Origin of the sequence: Nocardia asteroides (assembly GCF_900637185.1) — a bacterium.
Classification (GTDB): Bacteria; Actinomycetota; Actinomycetes; order Mycobacteriales; family Mycobacteriaceae; genus Nocardia; species Nocardia asteroides.
On the sequence record NZ_LR134352.1, the window covers coordinates 1,882,270 to 1,900,862 of the forward strand.

At 68.4% G+C, this 18,593-nt stretch carries 18 protein-coding genes; 13 read left to right on the forward strand and 5 right to left on the reverse strand.

Translation table 11 applies throughout. From position 1 onward, the window contains the following. Positions 1-18: 18 nt before the first annotated feature. On the reverse strand, positions 19-1,644 hold the full coding sequence (locus EL493_RS08760; protein ID WP_019045232.1) for a purine-cytosine permease family protein: 1,626 nt from the start codon (positions 1,642-1,644) through the stop codon (positions 19-21). A 189-nt stretch (positions 1,645-1,833) separates the two neighbouring features. On the opposite strand from EL493_RS08760, the gene EL493_RS08765 reads away from it, so the two are divergent. The 5 genes from EL493_RS08765 to EL493_RS08785 are packed head-to-tail and all read left to right on the forward strand — an operon-like array spanning position 1,834 to position 6,542. Next, complete coding sequence (locus EL493_RS08765) at positions 1,834-3,051, forward strand: lipid-transfer protein (protein WP_019045233.1); 1,218 nt, start codon at positions 1,834-1,836, stop codon at positions 3,049-3,051. 20 nt (positions 3,052-3,071) lie between these two features. After that, on the forward strand, positions 3,072-3,506 hold the full coding sequence (locus EL493_RS08770) for a type II toxin-antitoxin system Rv0910 family toxin (RefSeq protein WP_019045234.1): 435 nt from the start codon (positions 3,072-3,074) through the stop codon (positions 3,504-3,506). Between the two features lie 9 nt (positions 3,507-3,515). Next, complete coding sequence (locus EL493_RS08775; RefSeq protein ID WP_019045235.1) at positions 3,516-4,391, forward strand: MaoC/PaaZ C-terminal domain-containing protein; 876 nt, start codon at positions 3,516-3,518, stop codon at positions 4,389-4,391. A gap of 27 nt (positions 4,392-4,418) precedes the next feature. Next, positions 4,419-5,300: an SDR family oxidoreductase gene (locus EL493_RS08780; protein ID WP_019045236.1), complete on the forward strand. Its 882-nt coding sequence runs from the start codon at positions 4,419-4,421 to the stop codon at positions 5,298-5,300. A 15-nt stretch (positions 5,301-5,315) separates the two neighbouring features. Continuing rightward, on the forward strand, positions 5,316-6,542 hold the full coding sequence (locus EL493_RS08785; protein WP_019045237.1) for an acyl-CoA dehydrogenase family protein: 1,227 nt from the start codon (positions 5,316-5,318) through the stop codon (positions 6,540-6,542). A 55-nt stretch (positions 6,543-6,597) separates the two neighbouring features. Here the strand turns inward: EL493_RS08785 and EL493_RS08790 are convergent, their stop codons facing one another. Continuing rightward, positions 6,598-7,452: an alpha/beta fold hydrolase gene (locus EL493_RS08790; protein ID WP_019045238.1), complete on the reverse strand. Its 855-nt coding sequence runs from the start codon at positions 7,450-7,452 to the stop codon at positions 6,598-6,600. Positions 7,453-7,522: 70 nt separating this feature from the next. Between EL493_RS08790 and EL493_RS08795 the strand changes: the two genes are divergently transcribed. Then, positions 7,523-8,302: an exodeoxyribonuclease III gene (locus EL493_RS08795; RefSeq protein WP_030200374.1), complete on the forward strand. Its 780-nt coding sequence runs from the start codon at positions 7,523-7,525 to the stop codon at positions 8,300-8,302. A gap of 36 nt (positions 8,303-8,338) precedes the next feature. On the opposite strand, the gene EL493_RS08800 is transcribed toward EL493_RS08795, so the two are convergent. Next, positions 8,339-9,454, reverse strand: a complete 1,116-nt coding sequence (locus EL493_RS08800; RefSeq protein WP_022567351.1) for a helix-turn-helix domain-containing protein — start codon at positions 9,452-9,454, stop codon at positions 8,339-8,341. An 841-nt stretch (positions 9,455-10,295) separates the two neighbouring features. Here EL493_RS08800 and EL493_RS08805 point away from each other — a divergent pair. Both EL493_RS08805 and EL493_RS08810 read left to right on the forward strand, forming a co-directional pair. Then, a complete protein-coding gene (locus tag EL493_RS08805) occupies positions 10,296-10,790 on the forward strand; it encodes a ribonuclease domain-containing protein (protein WP_019045241.1) in 495 nt (164 codons plus the stop codon). Beyond that, a complete protein-coding gene (locus EL493_RS08810; protein WP_019045242.1) occupies positions 10,790-11,266 on the forward strand; it encodes a barstar family protein in 477 nt (158 codons plus the stop codon). The genes EL493_RS08805 and EL493_RS08810 overlap by 1 nt, the downstream gene beginning before the upstream one ends. A gap of 20 nt (positions 11,267-11,286) precedes the next feature. On the opposite strand, the gene EL493_RS08815 is transcribed toward EL493_RS08810, so the two are convergent. After that, positions 11,287-11,925: a TetR/AcrR family transcriptional regulator gene (locus tag EL493_RS08815; protein ID WP_019045243.1), complete on the reverse strand. Its 639-nt coding sequence runs from the start codon at positions 11,923-11,925 to the stop codon at positions 11,287-11,289. A gap of 103 nt (positions 11,926-12,028) precedes the next feature. On the opposite strand from EL493_RS08815, the gene EL493_RS08820 reads away from it, so the two are divergent. From EL493_RS08820 to yhjD, 3 genes are read left to right on the forward strand one after another with little or no spacing between them, the layout of a single operon-like run. After that, entirely contained in the window at positions 12,029-12,973 is a 945-nt protein-coding gene (locus EL493_RS08820; protein WP_019045244.1) for an oxygenase MpaB family protein, read from the forward strand. Positions 12,974-12,994: 21 nt separating this feature from the next. Continuing rightward, positions 12,995-14,026 (forward strand): tryptophan--tRNA ligase, encoded by a 1,032-nt coding sequence (gene trpS, locus EL493_RS08825; RefSeq protein WP_022567352.1) that lies wholly within the window; start codon positions 12,995-12,997, stop codon positions 14,024-14,026. Between the two features lie 10 nt (positions 14,027-14,036). Further along, the gene (gene yhjD / locus EL493_RS08830) at positions 14,037-15,059 is read left to right on the forward strand and encodes an inner membrane protein YhjD (protein WP_019045246.1); all 1,023 of its coding nucleotides are present in this window, start codon (positions 14,037-14,039) and stop codon (positions 15,057-15,059) included. Position 15,060: 1 nt separating this feature from the next. Here yhjD and EL493_RS08835 read toward each other — a convergent pair whose 3' ends face one another. After that, positions 15,061-16,362 carry a D-alanyl-D-alanine carboxypeptidase family protein gene (locus tag EL493_RS08835; RefSeq protein WP_019045247.1) on the reverse strand — a complete coding sequence of 434 codons (1,302 nt, stop codon included), beginning with the start codon at positions 16,360-16,362 and terminating at the stop codon, positions 15,061-15,063. Positions 16,363-16,480: 118 nt separating this feature from the next. On the opposite strand from EL493_RS08835, the gene EL493_RS08840 reads away from it, so the two are divergent. Beyond that, positions 16,481-17,995, forward strand: a complete 1,515-nt coding sequence (locus EL493_RS08840; protein ID WP_019045248.1) for an MFS transporter — start codon at positions 16,481-16,483, stop codon at positions 17,993-17,995. After that, complete coding sequence (locus EL493_RS08845; RefSeq protein WP_036834707.1) at positions 17,985-18,593, forward strand: TetR family transcriptional regulator; 609 nt, start codon at positions 17,985-17,987, stop codon at positions 18,591-18,593. Before EL493_RS08840 ends, EL493_RS08845 begins: the two co-directional genes overlap by 11 nt.

Sequence of the window (18,593 nt, forward strand, 5' to 3'; positions counted from 1 at the left end):
CCTTTCGGTATCTCGGAGTCAGTGCTGGCGGGGGAGGAGGTGCCTGCCGTCCTTGTCGGTGGACAGGGCCAGGGAGCTGATGTACTGGATTTCGCCCTCGGGGCCGGGGATCGCCGAGGCGATCATGTCCGGGCGCTCGAACTCCAGGCCGGTCACGTGGCAGGGGAGCAGGTCGCCCGACGGGTTGCCGTGCTCGTCGAACATCGGCAGTTCGATGCCGTCGTCGGCGCGGCGCAGGTAGTACCTGCCCTTGGTGGCGATCGCGGTGAGCGGGGTGGCGACGAAGGCGACCAGGACCGCGACCAGCGGTGAGTACGGCTTCAGCAGGTCGCCGAAGAGGCCGAAGAAGGTCATGATCGACAGCACCGCCGACAGCCCGAAGCCGACCAGGCCCACCGGATTGAAGTCGTAGAGCATGCCGCGCCGGAACTCCGGCACCTTCGGCGAGATCTTCAGCAGGTACTTGTTCACCGCGATGTCGGTGGCCACGGTGACGATCCAGGCGATACCGCAGTTGGCGTAGAAGCCCAGGATGTTGTTGAGGAAGTCGAACATGTTCGCTTCCATCAGCACCAGCGCCACCCCCAGATTCACCACCAGGAACACCAGCCGGCCGGGGTAGGTCTTGGTGACCCGGGTGTAGGAGTTGGTCCAGGCCAGCGAGCCGGAGTACGCGTTGGTGACATTGATCTTGATCTGGCTGATGACCACCAGCACCACGGCCAGGGTCATGGCCAGCCAGCCCGGCACCATGTCGCGGTAGATCTCCAGGAACTGGTGCACCGGCTGATTCGCGATGCCCTGGGCGGCAGGCAGATTGGCGATCAGGTAGACCGCGAGGAACAGGCCGACGACCTGCTTGGCGGCGCCGAAGAGCACCCAGCCGGGCCCGGCCAGCAGCATCCAGCCCCACCACTTGGCCCGGTTCTCCGGCGTGCGCGGCGGCATGAAGCGCAGGTAGTCGATCTGCTCGGCGATCTGGGCGATCAGCGACAGGCACACACCGGCGGCCAGCAGCGCGCCCGACAGGCTCACGCCGCCGCCGTTCTCGCCGCCGTAGGCGAAGAACGAGCCCACCGAGTCGGGGTGGCGCAGCAGCAGGAACCCGAACGGCGCGACCATCAGCAGCAGCCACAGCGGCGTGGTCCACACCTGCAGCTTGGCCAGGGTGCTCATGCCGTAGATGACCAGCGGGAAGATGATCACCGTCGAGGCGAGATAACCCAGCCACAGCGGAATTCCGAGGCCCAATTGCAGGCCCTGCGCCATGATCGAACCTTCCAGCGCGAAGAAGATGAAGGTGAACGACGCGAACACGATATTGGTGATCACCGAGCCGTAGTAACCGAATCCGCTACCGCGCGTGATCAAATCCAGATCGATGTTGTAGCGGGCCGCGTAATAGGCCAGCGGGAATCCGGTGAGCATCACGACGACGGCGAAGATACCGATCCCGATCAGGGCGTTTCCGGTGCCGTGCGCGATGCCGATATTCGCGCCGATGGCGAAGTCGGCGAGGTAGGCGATACCGCCCAGAGCGGAGATGCCGACTACCGCGGGGCTCCATTTTCGATAGCTCCGCGGGGCGAAACGCAGCGTGTAGTCCTCGAGTGTTTCTTTGGCGGCGGTCTCTGCTCCGGCCATTCCTGCCTCCTCATCCGCACACCGTCCGGAATCGGGCGGCTCACCGACCGTCGTCGACGGATGTAGACGGCAATTTGCCGAACCGTTACGCCGCTGTTACGCGCCGCGAAGGTGACCGGGCTCACGAAAACGCTTGTAGAGATACATGCAGCGCTGTATGTTTGTGCCACGCGGGAGAGAGGGAGTTCGATGGCGAACAAGGTCTACGTGGTCGGCGTCGGGATGACGAAGTTCGAGAAACCGGGCCGCAGGCAGGTCGACGAGGCCGACGGGACCACCCGGGCCTGGGACTATCCGGACATGGCCCGCGAGTCGGGTACCAAGGCGCTGGCCGATGCCGGCATCGACTACCGCGAGGTCGAACAGGCCTACGTCGGTTACGTCTACGGCGAGTCGACCTCGGGTCAGCGGGCGGTCTACGAGCTCGGCATGACCGGCATCCCCGTGGTCAACGTGAACAACAACTGCTCCACCGGATCCACCGCGCTCTACCTCGCGGCGCAGGCGATCCGCGGCGGCCTGGCCGAGTGCACGCTGGCGCTCGGTTTCGAGAAGATGCAGCCCGGCTCGCTCGGGTCCACCTGGGACGACCGCGAGCAGCCGATGGCCAAACACGTGCTGGCACTGGCCGAGATCTCCGAGGTGCTGTTCCCGGTGGCGCCGTGGATGTTCGGCGCGGCCGGGCGCGAGCACATGAAGCAGTACGGCACCACCGCCGAGCACTTCGCCAAGATCGGGTACAAGAACCACAAGCACTCGGTGAACAACCCGTATTCGCAGTTCCAGGACGAGTATTCGCTCGACGACATCCTGGGCGCGCGGATGATCTACGACCCGCTCACCAAGCTGCAGTGCTCGCCGACCTCCGACGGTTCGGGCGCGGCGATCCTGGCGAGCGAGGCCTTCGTCGACCGGCACGATCTGTCCGAGCGGGCGGTCGAGATCGTCGGCCAGGCGATGACCACCGATTTCGCCTCCACCTTCGACGGCACCGCCAAGAACCTCATCGGCTACGACATGAATGTCCGTGCCGCGCAACAGGTCTACGAGCAGGCCGGGCTGGGCGCCGAGGACTTCCAGGTGATCGAGCTGCACGACTGCTTCTCCGCCAACGAACTGCTGCTCTACGAGGCGCTGGGCCTGTGCGGCGAGGGCGAGGCAGGGAAGCTGATCGACGCGGGCCAGACCACCTACGGCGGCAAGTGGGTGGTCAATCCGTCCGGCGGTCTCATCTCCAAGGGGCATCCGCTGGGCGCGACCGGCCTGGCCCAGTGCTCCGAGCTCACCTGGCAGCTGCGCGGCACCGCGGACAAGCGCCAGGTCGACGGCGTCACCGCCGCGCTCCAGCACAACATCGGCCTCGGCGGCGCCGCCGTGGTCACCGCCTACCAGCGCGCGGTGCGCTGACCAGCACGAGGAGTATCGCCATGGGACACATCGAAGCCACCAAGACCGTCACCGCCACGCCGGAAGCGCTGTGGGCGGTGGTGTCGGATCCGCAGACCTGGGACAAGTGGTTCACCATCCACGAGCGGTTCATGGAGGAGCCGCCCGCCGTGCTCGCCGAGGGCGCGCAGCTGGTCGCCAAGATCGTCATGCTCGGCATGGCCAACAAGATGGAATGGACGGTGAAGGCAGTCGAGGTGCCGCATCGGCTCACCCTCACCGGTGCCGGAATGGCCGGTGTGCGCACCGAATTCACCTTCGACATCCAGCCCGCGGGCACCGGCAGCACCGTCGTGGTCTCCGGCGACTTCGAGGGCGCGCTGATCAAGGGCGCGCTGGGCAAGGCGGTGGAGAAGGACGGCCGCACCCAGCTGGACAAGTCCCTCGACCAGCTCGACGCGCTGGCCTCGGCCTAGGACGGGGCGATGACCGCACAGGCAGCGGGCCGGGCCGTCGACTTCGACGACACCGGCCTGGAGAAGTGGAGCGACGCCGAGGAATTCGCGGTCACCGCGGAGCGGATCGCCGAATACGCCGCCGCGACCAACGATCCGATCGCGGCCCATCGCGACGGGCTGGTCGCGCCGCCGGTGTTCGCCATCGTCCCGGTGTTCGAGGCCATGATGATGCCCGTCATCGAGGTGGCCCCGATGGACATCTTCGGCCGGGTGGTCCACGGCGAGCAGGACTTCCACTTCCATCGGCCGATCCGGCCCGGTGAGGAGCTGGTCTCGCGGGCCAAGGCCGTGGGCTACACCAGCAAGTCCACCGGGACCACCATCACCATCCTGGTCGAATGCCGCGACGCGGCAGGCGAACTCGTGAACGAGCAGTACCTGACTGCCTTCTTCCGCAATATCGACGCGGGCAAGTCGGTGGGCGAGCAGGCGCCCGCGCACCGGTTCGACGAGAGTCTGCGGGCCGGTGCCCCGTTCGCGGTGGTCGACCATCACGTCGACGACGACCAGACCTTCCGGTACTCGCCTGCCTCCGGCGATCCGGTGCCACTGCACCTCGACGAACAGGTGGCCAAGGACGCGGGCCTGCCCGGGATCATCGCGCACGGGCTGTGCACCATGGCGATGGCCTCCTGGGGTGTGCTCACCGCGACCGCGGGCTCGGATGTGCACCGGCTGCGCCGTTTCGCGGTGCGCTTCGCCAAGCTCGTGTTCCCCGGCGACGACCTGCGGACCCGGATCTGGACCGTCGGCAGTGCCGACGGCGTCACCACCTACGCCTTCGAGACGGTGCGCGGCGCCGACGTCGTGCTCAGCGACGGCCTGGCCGAGATCGCCGACTGAACCCCTCATCACCCACAGGAGTCATCCATGAGTTCCCTGGCAGGCAAGGTCGCCGTGATCACCGGCGCCGGACGCGGCATCGGCCGCGAGCACGCGCTGCTGTTCGCCCGTGAAGGCGCGAAGGTCGTGGTCAACGACCTGGGCGGCAGCAATGCCGGCGAGGGCGCCGACACCGGGCCCGCGCAGCAGGTCGTCGACGAGATCGTCGCGGCGGGCGGCGTCGCGGTCGCCAACACCGACAACATCGCGACCTGGGACGGCGCGCAGAACCTGATCGCCCAGGCCGTCGGCGAGCTCGGCGGCCTCGACATCGTGGTCAACAACGCGGGCATCCTGCGTGACGTGTTCGTCGCCGCGATGGACGAAGCCCAGTGGGACGCCGTCATCGCGGTGCATCTCAAGGGGCACGCGGCGGTCTTGCATCACGCCGCCGCCTACTGGAAGGCGCAGAGCAAGGCGGGCAACCAGCCCAACGCGGCGGTCGTGAACACCGCGTCGGCCTCGGGCGTCACCCTGCCCAACGCGGGCCAGGCCAACTACGGCGCCGCCAAGGCGGGCATCGCCGCGCTCACCCAGGTCGCCGCCGAGGAACTGGGCCGCTACGGCGTGCGGGTCAACGCCATCGCGCCGATCGCGCGGACCCGGCTCACCCTGGCCACCCCGGGCATGGGCGAGATGTTCGCCGCCGAGGCCGCCGCGGCTGCGGAATCCGGCGCGTTCGACGCGTTCAGCCCGGCCAACATCTCCCCGCTGGTGGCCTACCTGTCCTCGGACAAGTGCCCGATCACCGGCAAGGTGTTCGCCGTGCAAGGCGGGGCCATCTCCGAGCTGGCCGGCTGGCACGATGTGAAGACCATCGAGACCGAAGGGCCGTGGGCGATCGACGACATCGCCGCGCGGCTGCCCTGAGCGGGGGAGACGACGATGATCGAATGGTCCGAGACCGATCTGATGATCCGCGACGCCGTGCGGACATTCATCGACAAGGAGGTGCGCCCCCACCTGGACGCCCTCGACAGCGGCGAGATGCTGCCCTACCCGATCCTGCGGAAACTGTTCAGCCAGTTCGGGATCGACGCGATGGGCGAGGACGCCGTCACGAAGATGCTCGCCAAGGAGGCCGCGGGCGGCGAGAAGTCCGGCGGTGGTGGTTCGCCGTTCGGCGGTCAGCAGTCGATGATGGCGGTGCTGATCAGCGAATTGTCCGGGGTCTGTATGGGTCTGGTGTCGGCGCTGGGCGTCAGCATCGGGCTGGGCGCCACCACCATCATGTCGCGGGGCACGCTCGCCCAGAAGCAGCGCTGGCTGGCCGACATCGTCACCCTGCGCAAGGTGGCGTCCTGGGCGATCACCGAACCCGACTCGGGCTCGGACGCGTTCGGCGGCATGAAGACCCGCGTGGAACGCGACGGCGAGGACTACATCCTCAACGGCCAGAAGACCTTCATCACCAACGGCCCGTGCGCCGACGTGATGATCGTCTACGCCAAGCTCGACGAGGGCGACGGTGGCGACAAGCGCGACCGCAAGGTGCTCACCTTCGTGCTCGACAAGGGTATGGAAGGGCTCACCCAGGGCAAGCCGTTCAAGAAGATGGGCCTGCACTCCTCACCCACCGGCGAACTGTTCTTCGACAATGTGCGGCTGAGCCGCGACCGGCTGCTCGGCGAGACCGAGGAGCACAAGGGCGGTGACGGACGCGAAAGCGCCAGAGCCAGTTTCACCGCCGAACGGATCGGCGTCGGTTTCATGGCGCTGGGCATCATCGAGGAATGCCATCGGCTCTGCGTCGACTACGCGCGCAACCGCACGCTGTGGGGTCAGGAGATCGGGCGGTTCCAGCTGATCCAGCTGAAGCTGGCCAAGATGGAGATCGCCCGGATCAACGTGCAGAACATGGTGTTCAACGTGCTCGAACGCGCCAAGGCGGGTAAACCGCCGAGCCTGGCCGAAGCCTCGGCGATGAAACTGTACTGCTCGGAGGCGGCCACCGAGGTGGCGATGGAGGCGGTGCAGCTGTTCGGCGGCAACGGCTACATGAGCGAATACCGGGTGGAACAGCTCGCGCGCGACGCGAAGTCGCTGATGATCTACGCGGGCAGCAACGAGATCCAGGTGACCCACATCGCCAAGGGACTACTCGGCAAGTAGCCACTCGCGGTACCCGGTCGCGCGAATACTGTTCGCGCGGCCGGGTTTTCGTATGTCAGACCGCGCGCAGATGGTCGCGACTGGCGTAGATGTGCTCGGCGATGAGGGTCGCGACCCGGTCCGGCGCCTCCAGCATCGGCACGTGCCCGACGCCGTGGACCAGGATCCGGTCCGCGGATTCGGGTAACTCCCGGAGGTAGCGGGTGGCGTAGACGTGGTTGGGGATGATCCGGTCGTATTCGGCCAGCAGCATCCGCACCGGGGTGGACAGTTCGTGCAGATCGTCCATGCCCGGCGAGCGCAGACTGCCGAGCAGCAGCGGGATCATCGCGTCGCAGTGCAGCGCCGCCGTGATGACGGTCGCCAGATCGCGGCGCGCGACGGAGCCGGTGTGCTTGCACAGCAGGAACGCGATCAACTGCTGGACCACCGGGTTGTTGATCGCCAGCCCGCCCAGGGCCTTGCCGATCTCGACGAACGGGATCATCGACGCGAACTTCAGCCCGATCCGGAACTGGCTCAGCGAGGGCGAGGCCCAGCCGCCCGCCGCGGCCACCGTGGTGAGCGTGCGCGCGCGTCCGCGCCGGGCCAGTTCCAGCCCTACCCAGCCGCCGAGGGAGTTGCCCGCGATATGGCAGGTGCGCCAGCCCAGCTCGTCGAGCTGATCCTCGATCTGGTCGGCCAGCGCGTACACATCCAGCAGCCAGCCCTCGACCTTCGGCCCACCCCAGTGACCCGCGAAGGCGGGCGCGTACACCTCGCAGTGCGCCGACATGCGCCGGGCCACCTGCTCCCAGCAGTGCGGCGACAACATGAACCCGTGCAAGAGCAACACCGGGTCGCCGGACCCGAGATGCAGGGCCGCGACGGGCGCGGGCCGGGCAGTGGACTTGGCGGTGCGTGACGTCATCGTCAATCACCCCTTCCTGGACGACGGTGTCCGGGGGAGCATTCCTGACCAGCCATTGTACGGTCGTACCGTGGCTCTCATCCTCTCAACAGTGAACGTCAACGGCGTGCGTGCCGCGGCGACCAAGGGCATGGTGCCCTGGTTGGCCGCCACCGAGGCCGACATCGTGTGCCTGCAGGAGACCAGGGCGACCGACGCCCAGGTCGCCGCCGCGCTGGCGCCCGCGCTCGACGCCGGGTGGGTGCTCTCGCACGCCGAACCGGAGTCCAAGGGCAGGGCCGGGGTCGGCATCCTGTCGCGGCGCGCGCCCGACGCGGTGCGGATCGGGTTCGGCAGCACCGAGTTCGCCGAGTCCGGCCGCTACATCGAGGCCGACTTCGGCGACGTGACCGTGGCCAGCGTGTATGTGCACTCCGGCGAGGAGAACACGCCCAAGCAGGACGAGAAGTACCGGTTCATGGCCGAGTTCGGCGCCTACCTGAAATCACGCACCGGCGATTTCGTGGTCAGCGGCGACTGGAACATCGCCCCGGCCGAGGTGGATCTCAAGAACTGGAAGGGCAATCAGAAGTCGGCCGGCTTCCTGCCCGAGGAACGCGCCTGGATCGCCGACCTGCTGGCCGCGGGCTACGTCGACGTGGTCCGCGCCCTGCACCCCGACATCGCGGGCCCCTACAGCTGGTGGTCCTACCGCGGCCGCGCCTTCGACAACGACTCCGGCTGGCGCATCGACTACCAGCTCGCCCTCGGCGACCTCCCCACCCGCGCCAAACAAGCCGTCGTCGAACGCGCCCCCGCCTACGACCAGCGCTGGTCCGACCACGCCCCGGTGACGGTCCAATACCGATAGGACACGGCGCGGCTCAACCCTCGGTCGGTCGACTAGCTAGCGCTCTATCTCATCCATGAGCATCCGCAGAGTCAGAGAGTGCTTCTCCGGCGGTAGTGCGTCGAGTGCTGCACGGGCATAGGCCGTACCGCCTTCACGGTCTCCGGCGCGGACCAGCATCAGTCCCCGATGCATCTCGAGATGGGTGGCGAATCTGGGCAGTGTCGGCGGTAGGTACCGGCGTGCTTCGTCCTGAGCGTTGATTGCTTCGGACTCGTCACCGAGCCGGGCCCGGAGCAGGGACCGAAACACCCCCAGACGCCAGTACGGCACCGCATAGTCGGACGCTTCGTTGTCCGCCGACCCGGCCTGGTCGAAGACTCTGCGGCCCTCAGTGTCGAGGGCCCGTGCCGTGTCCGTGTCTCCGGTGATCGCAGCGGCATGCGCTTTGCCGTACATGGCGTTCAGGCGGCCGAGTGACGGCCGGTCGTCGATGGCCAGTGCCTGGTCGGCGAACATCGTTGCCACCGGCAGCGAGGCGCCTTCGTAACCGAGTGCGATGGCGGCCCGGCCACGCACCCAGACCCGGATCTGCACGTCGCCGGAACGGTCGGCGGACTCAGCCGCCATCCGGTACCAAGTAACAGCTTTCGAACCGTCCGAACCCGGGAAGGTTTTGGCGTACAAGGTCATCAATCGGGCGGCATGAGTCCACATCTGCGGGGTATCGCATTGTTGTTGGATCACTGCCAGGTCGATCGCTATCCGTTTCTGAATCTCAGCGGCTCCGGATGTCATGTAGTCGGACCCGTATCCAGTGAGCGTGTGTGCCCACTGTTCCACGGACGGCCCTTTACCCCTCAGTCGTGCTGAAAACCCCTGAGCAAGTAGATCGGACGCAACCACGGGGGCAACCGCGGTAGCGGCCATCGTGGATAGAAATTGGCGGCGTTGCACGGTATCGGACTCCATCACAGCGAGAGGCACATCTAAGACGGCGGCCAGGTGCCTGAGCCAGAACGGCGACGGCACCGACTTACACGACTCCCACCGCCGCGAGATGTATTCCCGCGTGATCGGCTGCCCCGAGTGGTTCCCGAGCTCGTGTGCAAGGCGACCTTGCGACCACCCGCGCGCCTGCCGCAGATCGCGGATGAGCTTGCCCGTGTGCATGTAGCCATGATGCCCCGGTACGTACAGGTTCGCTTGTGTGCCACTACGAATGCCACCCCATGGCACTGGGTGTGCCACTGCCTGAAAACCCCGCCGAGTTGAACGATTGACAGCGGAGCGCAGAGAGCGCGACACCTAACGGGCCGCCCGCCCGGTCACGGCCGGTCGGGTGGAGCCCGGCCAGCACTGGAGGGGAACCGTGCAACTGTCACGACGGATACCGGAGGCGGTAGAGCCTCCCGACGAACCGATCGAGTACGCGCCGCCGGAGGTCATTCGGCGGCTGTTGGCCGCACTGGACACCTGGAACCAGACAGCGACGGGGCGGAGGCGGAGGTGGTGAACGACGTGATCCGGCAACGGTTGACAGCGCTCACGGCGCGCGCCGCCCTCCGGTCGATGACTGTGCGTCCGGCACCTGAGGGATATGCGCTCGCGTCGGCCTGGCGAGTGGTCTGTTGCGGGAGCTTGGATCAACTCGCCGATTGGTTGACCGCTGCCGAAGCGAGCGAAAGAGTCGCACCTCCGGTGGTCGGTTCGAGGGCGGACTGCTGATGTCCGCCGGGATTCTGCTCGCTTTCGCGGTGCCGACTGTCGTCCTGGTGGCGGTGGTCGTGTGGCCCGCCGATGGACAGGATCGACCTCTCCGTAGCCGCGGATCGGATGCCCAGGTCGACTACCCTGATGCGTCGTTGCCGTAGCTTATGGCGGAGTGGCATTCCATTGCCGCAGGTCAGGGGGCGTGGCAGCCGAACTCCGGCTGACCCGCCGTGCATGGATCGCTAGTGAAAGGAGATGGCGCTGTTGCGGATCGATGACGTGGTAGCGGCGCCGCATCCCGATGAAACTGTCAGCTAAGACGCTCGGCCTGCTCGGTGGTCTCGTTCTCATCGTGCTGGCGGTGGGGTTCACCCTGCTCGGTGGGCGCGGTTCCGACAACACCACCGCGACCACGACCACGGCGCCGGTCGCGGGGGTCACCACCGGTAAAACCGCGCCGAAACCGGGGCCGCCGGCCGGGAACTCCAGTGCGTCGCCGGTCACCAAGGCCGCCGGGGTGCCGGATCGGGCGTATGTCACGCTCGTCGAGATCGATGCGGGGCGGTGGCCGGATTCGGCGAACGCGCCGGGGACCAAGGGGGGTGAGCAGTGGATGAACCGGGGGACCAAACTGCCGCCGAAGGATTCGGCGGGCAAGGCGGTGACCTACCAGGAGTGGGACGTCAATCCCAAGCAGCGCAACCGGGGTCGCGATGCCGAACGCATCGTCACCGGGAGTGACGGCACCGCCTGGTACACCGGCGACCACTACGAGACCTTCACGAGGATGCGCTGATGACCCCGCGGATGACGCTGTCGCAGTTCCTTGCTCGTCCCGCCGCCGCGGCGCCGGCCGGACCGCGCCCGGTGCTCGGCGCGCTGGCGGTCGACGCTTCGGCGTTCAGCGGCGTTCGCTACGACGCGCCCGCCGACTACCAGGTGCGGGAACTGCGCGGCGCCAAGATGCGCACGGTCGCCGAACTGTTCGACGAGTTCGCCGCCGCCTTCCAGTTCCCGTACTACTTCGGCGCCAACAAGGACGCCTTCGACGAATGCCTGCGCGACCTCGACGATTTCGTCGGTGACGCGCCCGGCTACGTCGTGGTGGTGCGCACCGCCGGCGACCTGCTCGCCGAGGACCCCGCCGAGCGCGCCTGGTTCGACAGCGCCATGCGCGACTGCGCCGCCTACTGGTCGCGCCGCGACGTCGTCTTCCGCGTCGTGCTCCAGGGGGAGCCGGACGCTTTCGACGCGGTGCCGCTCATCGGCTGAACCGCCGGCGGGCGGGGCTGTCAGCGGTGTCGTTCGGCCAGGTCGTCGCCGAGGAGGACGAACACGTCGGTGACCTGGTCGATCAGTTCCGCGCGGGTGAGGTCGAGGTCGCCGGCGAGCCAGGTCGTGAGGGTCTGGGTGAGCCCGCCGATGAGATAGATCGCGCGGAAGTCGACGAGTTTCTGCGGCACCTCGACCCCGTAGAAACCGCTGCCCTCCGCGGCCACCAGCCGGGAGAACGCCCGGACCGTGCGGGCCGTGCGGGCGCGGAGTTCCGGGGTCGCCATCCCCGCGATCAGCGCGGCCTTGGCCTTGCGCGGATCGTCGATGAGCACCGAGATGCCCGCGTCGATCGCGGCGCGTGACTGTGACCGGCTGTCGGGATCGGCGGTGGTCAGCGCCGAGACGATCGCGCCGGTCAGCTCCTCGGCGATCCGGTCGAGCAGCGCCTCCAGTACCCCGTCGCGGTGCTCGAAATTCTCGTAGTAGTAGCGCTCGTTGAGTCCGGCGCGGGCGCAGAGGCCTGCGACGGTGAGCTTGGCCTGGCCCTCTTCGGCGACGATGTCGAGCGCCGCGTCGAGGAGGGCGGTCCGGCGTTGGGCCTGTCGTTGTTCGGCCGAGACGCCACCATAGGTGCGTTGTGCTGCCACGGCTCCCATTCTGCGTCCTGCCGTCGGGGGGAGGCTTTCTGGTAGAAGCTCTTGCCAGATTACCAATTCTGGTGGATTCTATTGCCAGATGCACTCGACGAGGAGGCGCAGCATGGCCGCACGGCAGGGCGAACCCGGATATTTCGCCGACGATTCGATGATCCGACGGGTGATGAGCAAGCGAGCGGTAGGGCTGACCTACGGCGTGCGGGCACTGGTCATCGGCGCGGTGCACCCCCTGCTGTTCGTCGGCACCAGCGAGCACACCGCGCACCGCGCCACGCCCTACACCCGGCTGGCCATCACCGGCGCCCTGTTCGAGGCGGTCTTCCTCGGGAGCAAGGCCGAGGCCGATCGTGCCCTGTCCTTCACCCGGCGCAAGCACGAGCAAGTGGTCGGCACCCTGCCCGAGGACGCGGGCGAGCACTACCCGGCGGGCACCGCCTACGCGGCGCACGATCCGCATCTGATGTTCATGACGATGGCTTTCACCTTCGACTCCGCCGAGGCGATGTACGACCGGCTGGTACGCGAACTCACCGCCACCGAACGCGAGGACCTCTACCAGGACTACGTGCGCTGGGGCGAGCTGTTCGGCATGCCGCGCGCGGCCGCGCCCGCCGACTACCCGGCCTTCCGCCGGTACTTCGACGACTATCTGCGCTCGGCCGAGCTGTTCCTCACCGAGGAAGCCGACCTGGTCGGTTCGTACCTGGCCGGGCACCGCAAGGCCTATCGCCTGCGCCCGCCCGCCGAGCAGGTCGGGTCAGCGTTGTACCTGCTGGTGCAGGGCAGTCTGCCGCCCCGGATCCGGGACATGTACGGCATCGAGTGGGGGATCGCCGATCAGCTGGCCTATGGCACGCTGTGCCGCAGCCTGCGCACCGCGCACGTCGCTCCGCCGCTGGCGCCCCGGGTGCTGGCCGGCGCGCTCGCCGGGCCGAGCACCCCCTCCTACCAGCTGCTCGCCCGCCGCGAACAGCAGATGGTGCGGGCGGGCAAGCCGAGCATGCCCGGCGTCGATCCGCGCAACTGGGTGCAGCGAAATTCCGCTTGAGCGTCATGGAAAGATCGGGGTATGTCCAGTCCTGCCCCGGCCGCGACGGCCGAACGTAAGCAGCGGGTGCTGTCGGGCATCCAGCCCACCAGCGACTCCTTCCACCTCGGCAACTACCTGGGTGCGCTGCAGTACTGGGTGACCATGCAGGACGACTACGACGCGCTGTACTTCATCCCGGACATGCACGCGATCACCGTCAGCCAGGACCCCAAGGCGCTGCGGGCGCGCACCAAGGCCGCGGCGGCGCAGCTGCTCGCGCTCGGCATCGACCCGAAGAAGTCGACCCTGTTCGTGCAGAGCCAGGTCCCCGAGCACGCCGAGCTGTCCTGGGTTCTCAGCTGCATCACCGGTTTCGGCGAGGCCAGCCGGATGACCCAGTTCAAGGACAAGTCGGTCAAGCAGGGCGCGGAGAACGCGACCGTCGGCCTGTTCACCTACCCGGTCCTGATGGCCGCCGACATCCTGCTCTACCGCCCGCACCAGGTGCCGGTGGGCGAGGATCAGCGCCAGCACCTGGAGCTGACCCGAAACCTGGCCCAGCGCTTCAACACCCGCTTCAAGAAGACCTTCGTCGTGCCGGAGCCGCACATCGTCAAGGGCACCGCGAAGATCTTCGACCTGCAGGATCCGACCGCCAAGATGAGCAAGTCGGCGGCCACCGACGCGGGCCTGATCAACCTGCTCGACGACCCGAAGGTCACCGCGAAGAAGGTCCGCTCGGCCGTCACCGACACCGAGCGCGAGATCCGCTACGACCCGGAGCACAAGGCGGGCGTGAGCAATCTGCTGGTGATCCTGAGCGCGCTCACCGAAACTCCGATCGTCACCCTCGAGGAGAATTTCGCGGGTAAGGGTTACGGTGATCTGAAAGCCGACGTGGCCGACGCGCTGGTCGAATTCGTCACCCCGGTGCAGCAGAAGGTTCAGGAGTACCTGTCGGATCAGGCCGAACTGGACCGAATTCTGGCCTCGGGTGCCGAACGGGCGCGCGAGATCGCAGGCAACACACTGGCGCAGGTATACGACCGGGTGGGCTTCCTGGCCCGCTGACGGAGGGTCCATGCAGCTCGTCGACGACATCAAGGCCAAGCTGGAGAACGAGGTCGACCGCAGGCCCTGGCTGGATCACCTGATCCGGGCGGGCATGCGGTTCCAGCGCCAGCGCGGTGACTATTTCGCAGCAGGCATCACGTATTTCACCGTGCTGTCGCTGTTTCCGCTGCTGATGGTGGCGTTCTCGGTGGCGGGCTTCATCCTGGCCGGCCACCCGGAGCTGCTGACCGAGCTCCAGGAAAGCGTCGTGAAGAACATTCCCGGCGAGTTCGGCACGCAGATCAACGATCTGATCGACCAGGCGATCCGCTCGCGCGGCACGGTCGGTGTGCTCGGTCTGCTGGTCGGTCTCTACACCGGGCTCGGCTGGATCGCGAACCTGCGGGCGGCGCTGACCGAGCAGTGGGAGAGCCAGAGTCCCGAAAGTCCCTGGTGGCGAAGCAAACTGTCGGATGTGGGCGCGCTGGTCGGCCTCGGTCTCGCCTTCGTGGTGTCACTGGGCCTGTCGGCGGTGGCGTCGAGCGGGATCGGCAGCGGGCTGCTCGAGGCGATCGGCGCCGATCATCTGCCCGGTGCGACGGTGGTGCTCGCGGTGCTGTCGATCGCGCTCGGTCTGCTCGCGTCGTGGGCGGTGTTCGCGTGGATGATCGCCCGGCTGCCGCGCGAGAAGGTGTCGCTGCGCAGCGCGGCGCGGGCGGCGGCGCTGGCGGCGATCGCCTTCGAGATCTTCAAGTTCATCGGCGCGATCTACCTGCAGATGGTGCTGCGCAGCCCGGCGGGGGCCACCTTCGGCTCGATCATCGGTCTGATGGTATTCACCTACATGACCTACCGGATCCTGCTGTTCGCCACCGCCTGGGCGGCGACCGCGCCGGAGAACGACCGGGGCGCCGAGATCGCGCCGCCGGGCGCGGTGGTCATCCAGCCGCGGGTGGTCGAGCACGGCATGACCACCGGCGCGGGCGCCGCCTACTTCGGCGCGGGCGCGGTGGCCGCGCTGGCCCTGGTGCTGTTCGGCAGGCGACGCTGACTCAGCGCCCGCGCCGGTAGGCCCGCCGGATCCACAGCACCAGCGCCATCACGGCCAGTGGCGCGCCGATCAGAGTGGCCACCCGCGCCGCGTGGTGCGGCTGCTGTTGCGGCTGGGCCTGGGTGCCGTCGGCGCGCGGCGGTGGCGTGGCCAGCGGCACCGTGGGATGCACTGCCTCGCTACCGGATTCGGGCAGTTTGCCGATCCTGGCGTCGTTGTCGAGGGCGAATCCGTAGTCGAGCAGCCGAGCCGCCTGCTCCCACGGCCGGATCGGGCGCACGTCGGCCTTGAGCAGGGTGACGACGAGCCGGTGCCCGTCGCGTTCGGCGGCCGCGACGAAGGTCTGCCGCGCGTCGTCGGTGAAGCCGGTCTTGCCGCCGATCGCGCCGTCGTAGTTGTAGAGCAGCTGGTTGTCGTTGGCGATCGGGAAGCCGGGGTGGTCCTTGTCGTCGGGGATCTTCGGATCGGCGGGGTAGCCGGGGAAGTCCACCTGTTCGGTGTGGATCAGTTCGGCGAACAGTGGGATGTTCATCGCCTCGCGGAACAGCACCGACAGGTCGTAGGCCGAGGTGCTCATGCCGGGCCCGTCCAGGCCGGACGGGGTGGCGGCGCGAGTGTCCAACGCGCGCAACGACTTCGCCACGTCGTTCATCTTGGCCACGGTGGCCTTGTCGCCGCCGAGCTGGGCCGCGATCGCGTGCGCGGCGTCGTTGCCCGAGCACATGATCAGGGCCTGCATGAGCTGGCGATTGGTGTAGCGGCCGCCCGGTCCGATCCCGACCCTGGTGCCGTCGACGTCGGCGTCGGCCTGGGTGCCGGTGACGACCGCGTCCAGGTCGAGGGTGCGCAGCGCGACGATCGCGAGCGCGACCTTGATGGTGCTGGCGGGCCGGTAGCGCCCGTGCGGGTCCTTGGCGGCCAGGACGCGGCCGGTGTCGAGGTCGGAGACCATCCACGCGGTGGCCGAGATGTCGGCGGGCAGCGGCGGCGCGCCCTTGGGCAGGACGACGCCGCATTCGCTCATCCGGTCGCCGCCGATCGGCGGATCCGGCACCGGGATCGCGCTCGGAGTCGGCTCGCCCGGGGCGGGCACCTCGGAGGTGTCGATCGGGGCGGGCGGCTGGGTGCGCTGCGGGCAGCCGTCGGTGTTCGGCGTGGTGAACGGGGGTGTGGTGGTGGTGCTCGATCCGCTCGAGGTGTCGGTCGGCGCCGCGGTGGCGGTGGGGGCGTAGGCCACGGCGGCGGCGAGCGCGGCGGCGCCGAGGGTGGCGGCGGCGCGCACGCCGAGTTCACGGGTCTTCATCGCCCCCGAGCCTAGCGAGCCCGCGGACCGTCGGCGCACCGGCCAGGTGCCTATATTGACATAATCTATCAAATGAGAGTTACTATCAAAAAGTACAAACTCTCATAGTGGAGGAGATATGCGGACCGAAGCCACCCGCCCTTGGCTCGCGCTCGGCGCACTGGCCCTGGCGATGCTCACCATCGGGCTCGACGTCACCGTGCTGACGGTGGCCATTCCCACCCTCGCCGTCGACCTCGACGCGAATACCGCTGCGCTGCAATGGTTCAGCAGCGCCTACACGCTGGCCCTCGCGGCGCTGATGCTGCCCGCGGGCGCGCTCGGCGACCGCTACGGGCGTAAGAAGATGCTGCTCGGCGCGCTCGTGCTGTTCGGGCTGGCCTCGCTGGCCTGCGCCTTCGCCGGGTCGGCCGGTCAGCTCATCGCGGCGCGGGTGGCACTCGGCGTGGCCGCCGCCGCGCTGATGCCGCTGTCCATGGCGGTGCTGCCGGTGCTGTTCCCCGAGCCGGCCCAACGACAGCGCGCGCTGACGATCTGGGTCACCTCCACCGCCGTCGGCCTGCCGCTGGGCCCCATCCTCGGCGGGTGGCTGCTCCAGCACTTCTGGTGGGGTTCGGTGTTCCTGATCAATGTGCCGCTGGTGGTCGTCGGCGCGCTGGCGGTGGCCACGCTGGTCCCGGAATCACGCGGCGACACCGGCTTCCGGATCGACCTGCCCGGCGCGGTGCTCTCGGCCGCGGGCATGCTCGGGCTGACCTACGGATTCATCCGGATCGGCGAACACGACTGGGCCGATGTCATCGGCTGGCTCGCGGTGGCGGGCGGCGTGGCGCTGCTGGCCGGATTCCTGTGGTGGCAGCGTCGCGCCGCGTCGCCGCTGATCGACCTCGGCCTGTTCGCCACGCCCGGATTCCGCTGGGGCACGGCGTTTTCCATCCTGGTGATCTTCGCCATGTTCGGCATGTTCTTCACGGTGCCGCAGTACTTCCAGGCCGTACTCGGGGTCGACGCGCTCGGCAGCGGGGTCCGGTTGCTGCCGATGATCGGCGGGCTGGTCGTCGGCAGCAGGCTGGTCGACCCGCTGCTGCCCCGGCTCGGCGTGCGGGTGGTGCTCGCCGCCGGCTTCCTCGTCCTGGCGGGCGGGATCGGGCTGGGCGCGCTGACCAGGGTCGACAGCGGTTACGGCCTCACCGCCCTGTGGACGACGGTGCTCGGCGCCGGGATGGGACTGGTCATGCCCGCGGCGATGGGACTGGCGATGGGCGAACTCACCGCGGCCAGGTCCGGCTCGGGTTCGGCACTGCTGCAGGCACTCCGGCAGGCGGGCGGCACCATCGGCGTGGCGGTGCTCGGCACCGTCCTGGCCACCGCGTACCGGGCCGACCTCGGCGAGCTGAACCGCGAGCCGATCTCCGACGGGGTCAACGCGGGTGTCGCCGTCGCGCGCGAGACCGGCGACGCGGCCATGCTGGCGCAGGTACAGCAGGCCTTCGTCACCGGCATGGACACCATGCTCGCGGTCTGTGCCGCACTGTGCCTGCTCGCGGGCGTGGTGGCCGCGCTGTGGCTGCGCGGGCCCGCGGCGGCACCGCGGGCGGCGGCGGATACGGCAGAATCGATACATGTCGGTTGAGATGTCGCTGCGCGAGCGGAAGAAGGAGCGGACCCGCCGGACCATCAGGGTCGAGGCGTTCCGGCTGTTCCGGGAACAGGGCTACACCGAGACCACCGTGGAACAGATCGCGGCGGCCGCCGAGGTCTCGCCCAGCACCTTCTTCCGCTATTTCCCCACCAAGGAACAGCTGGTCGTCGCCGACGACCAGGACGCGCCGATGATCGAGGCGCTGGCGGCGCAGCCACGCGGCCAGCATCCGCTGACCGCCTTCCGCAAGGCCACCGAGGCCGTGTTCGCGACCATGTCGCCCGCCGACATGGCCTTCGAGCAGGAGCGGCACGCCCTGCTCTATCACGTGCCCGAACTGCGCCCGGCGATCGGCCTGGAATTCCAGCGCAGCATCGAACTGGCGGCGCAACTGCTGGCCGAGTACACCGGCAGGCCCGCCGACGACTTCGAGGTGCGGGTGGCGGCGGGCGCCATGATCGGCACCATGCTCGCCATCGTCACCGCCACCCCGATCAATGCCGACAATGTCGGTCACGCCCTGCGATTCCTGCAGGCCGGGCTGCCGTTCGGCGCGCAGGACGCGCCGGACGGCAGCGACCGGAGCTGA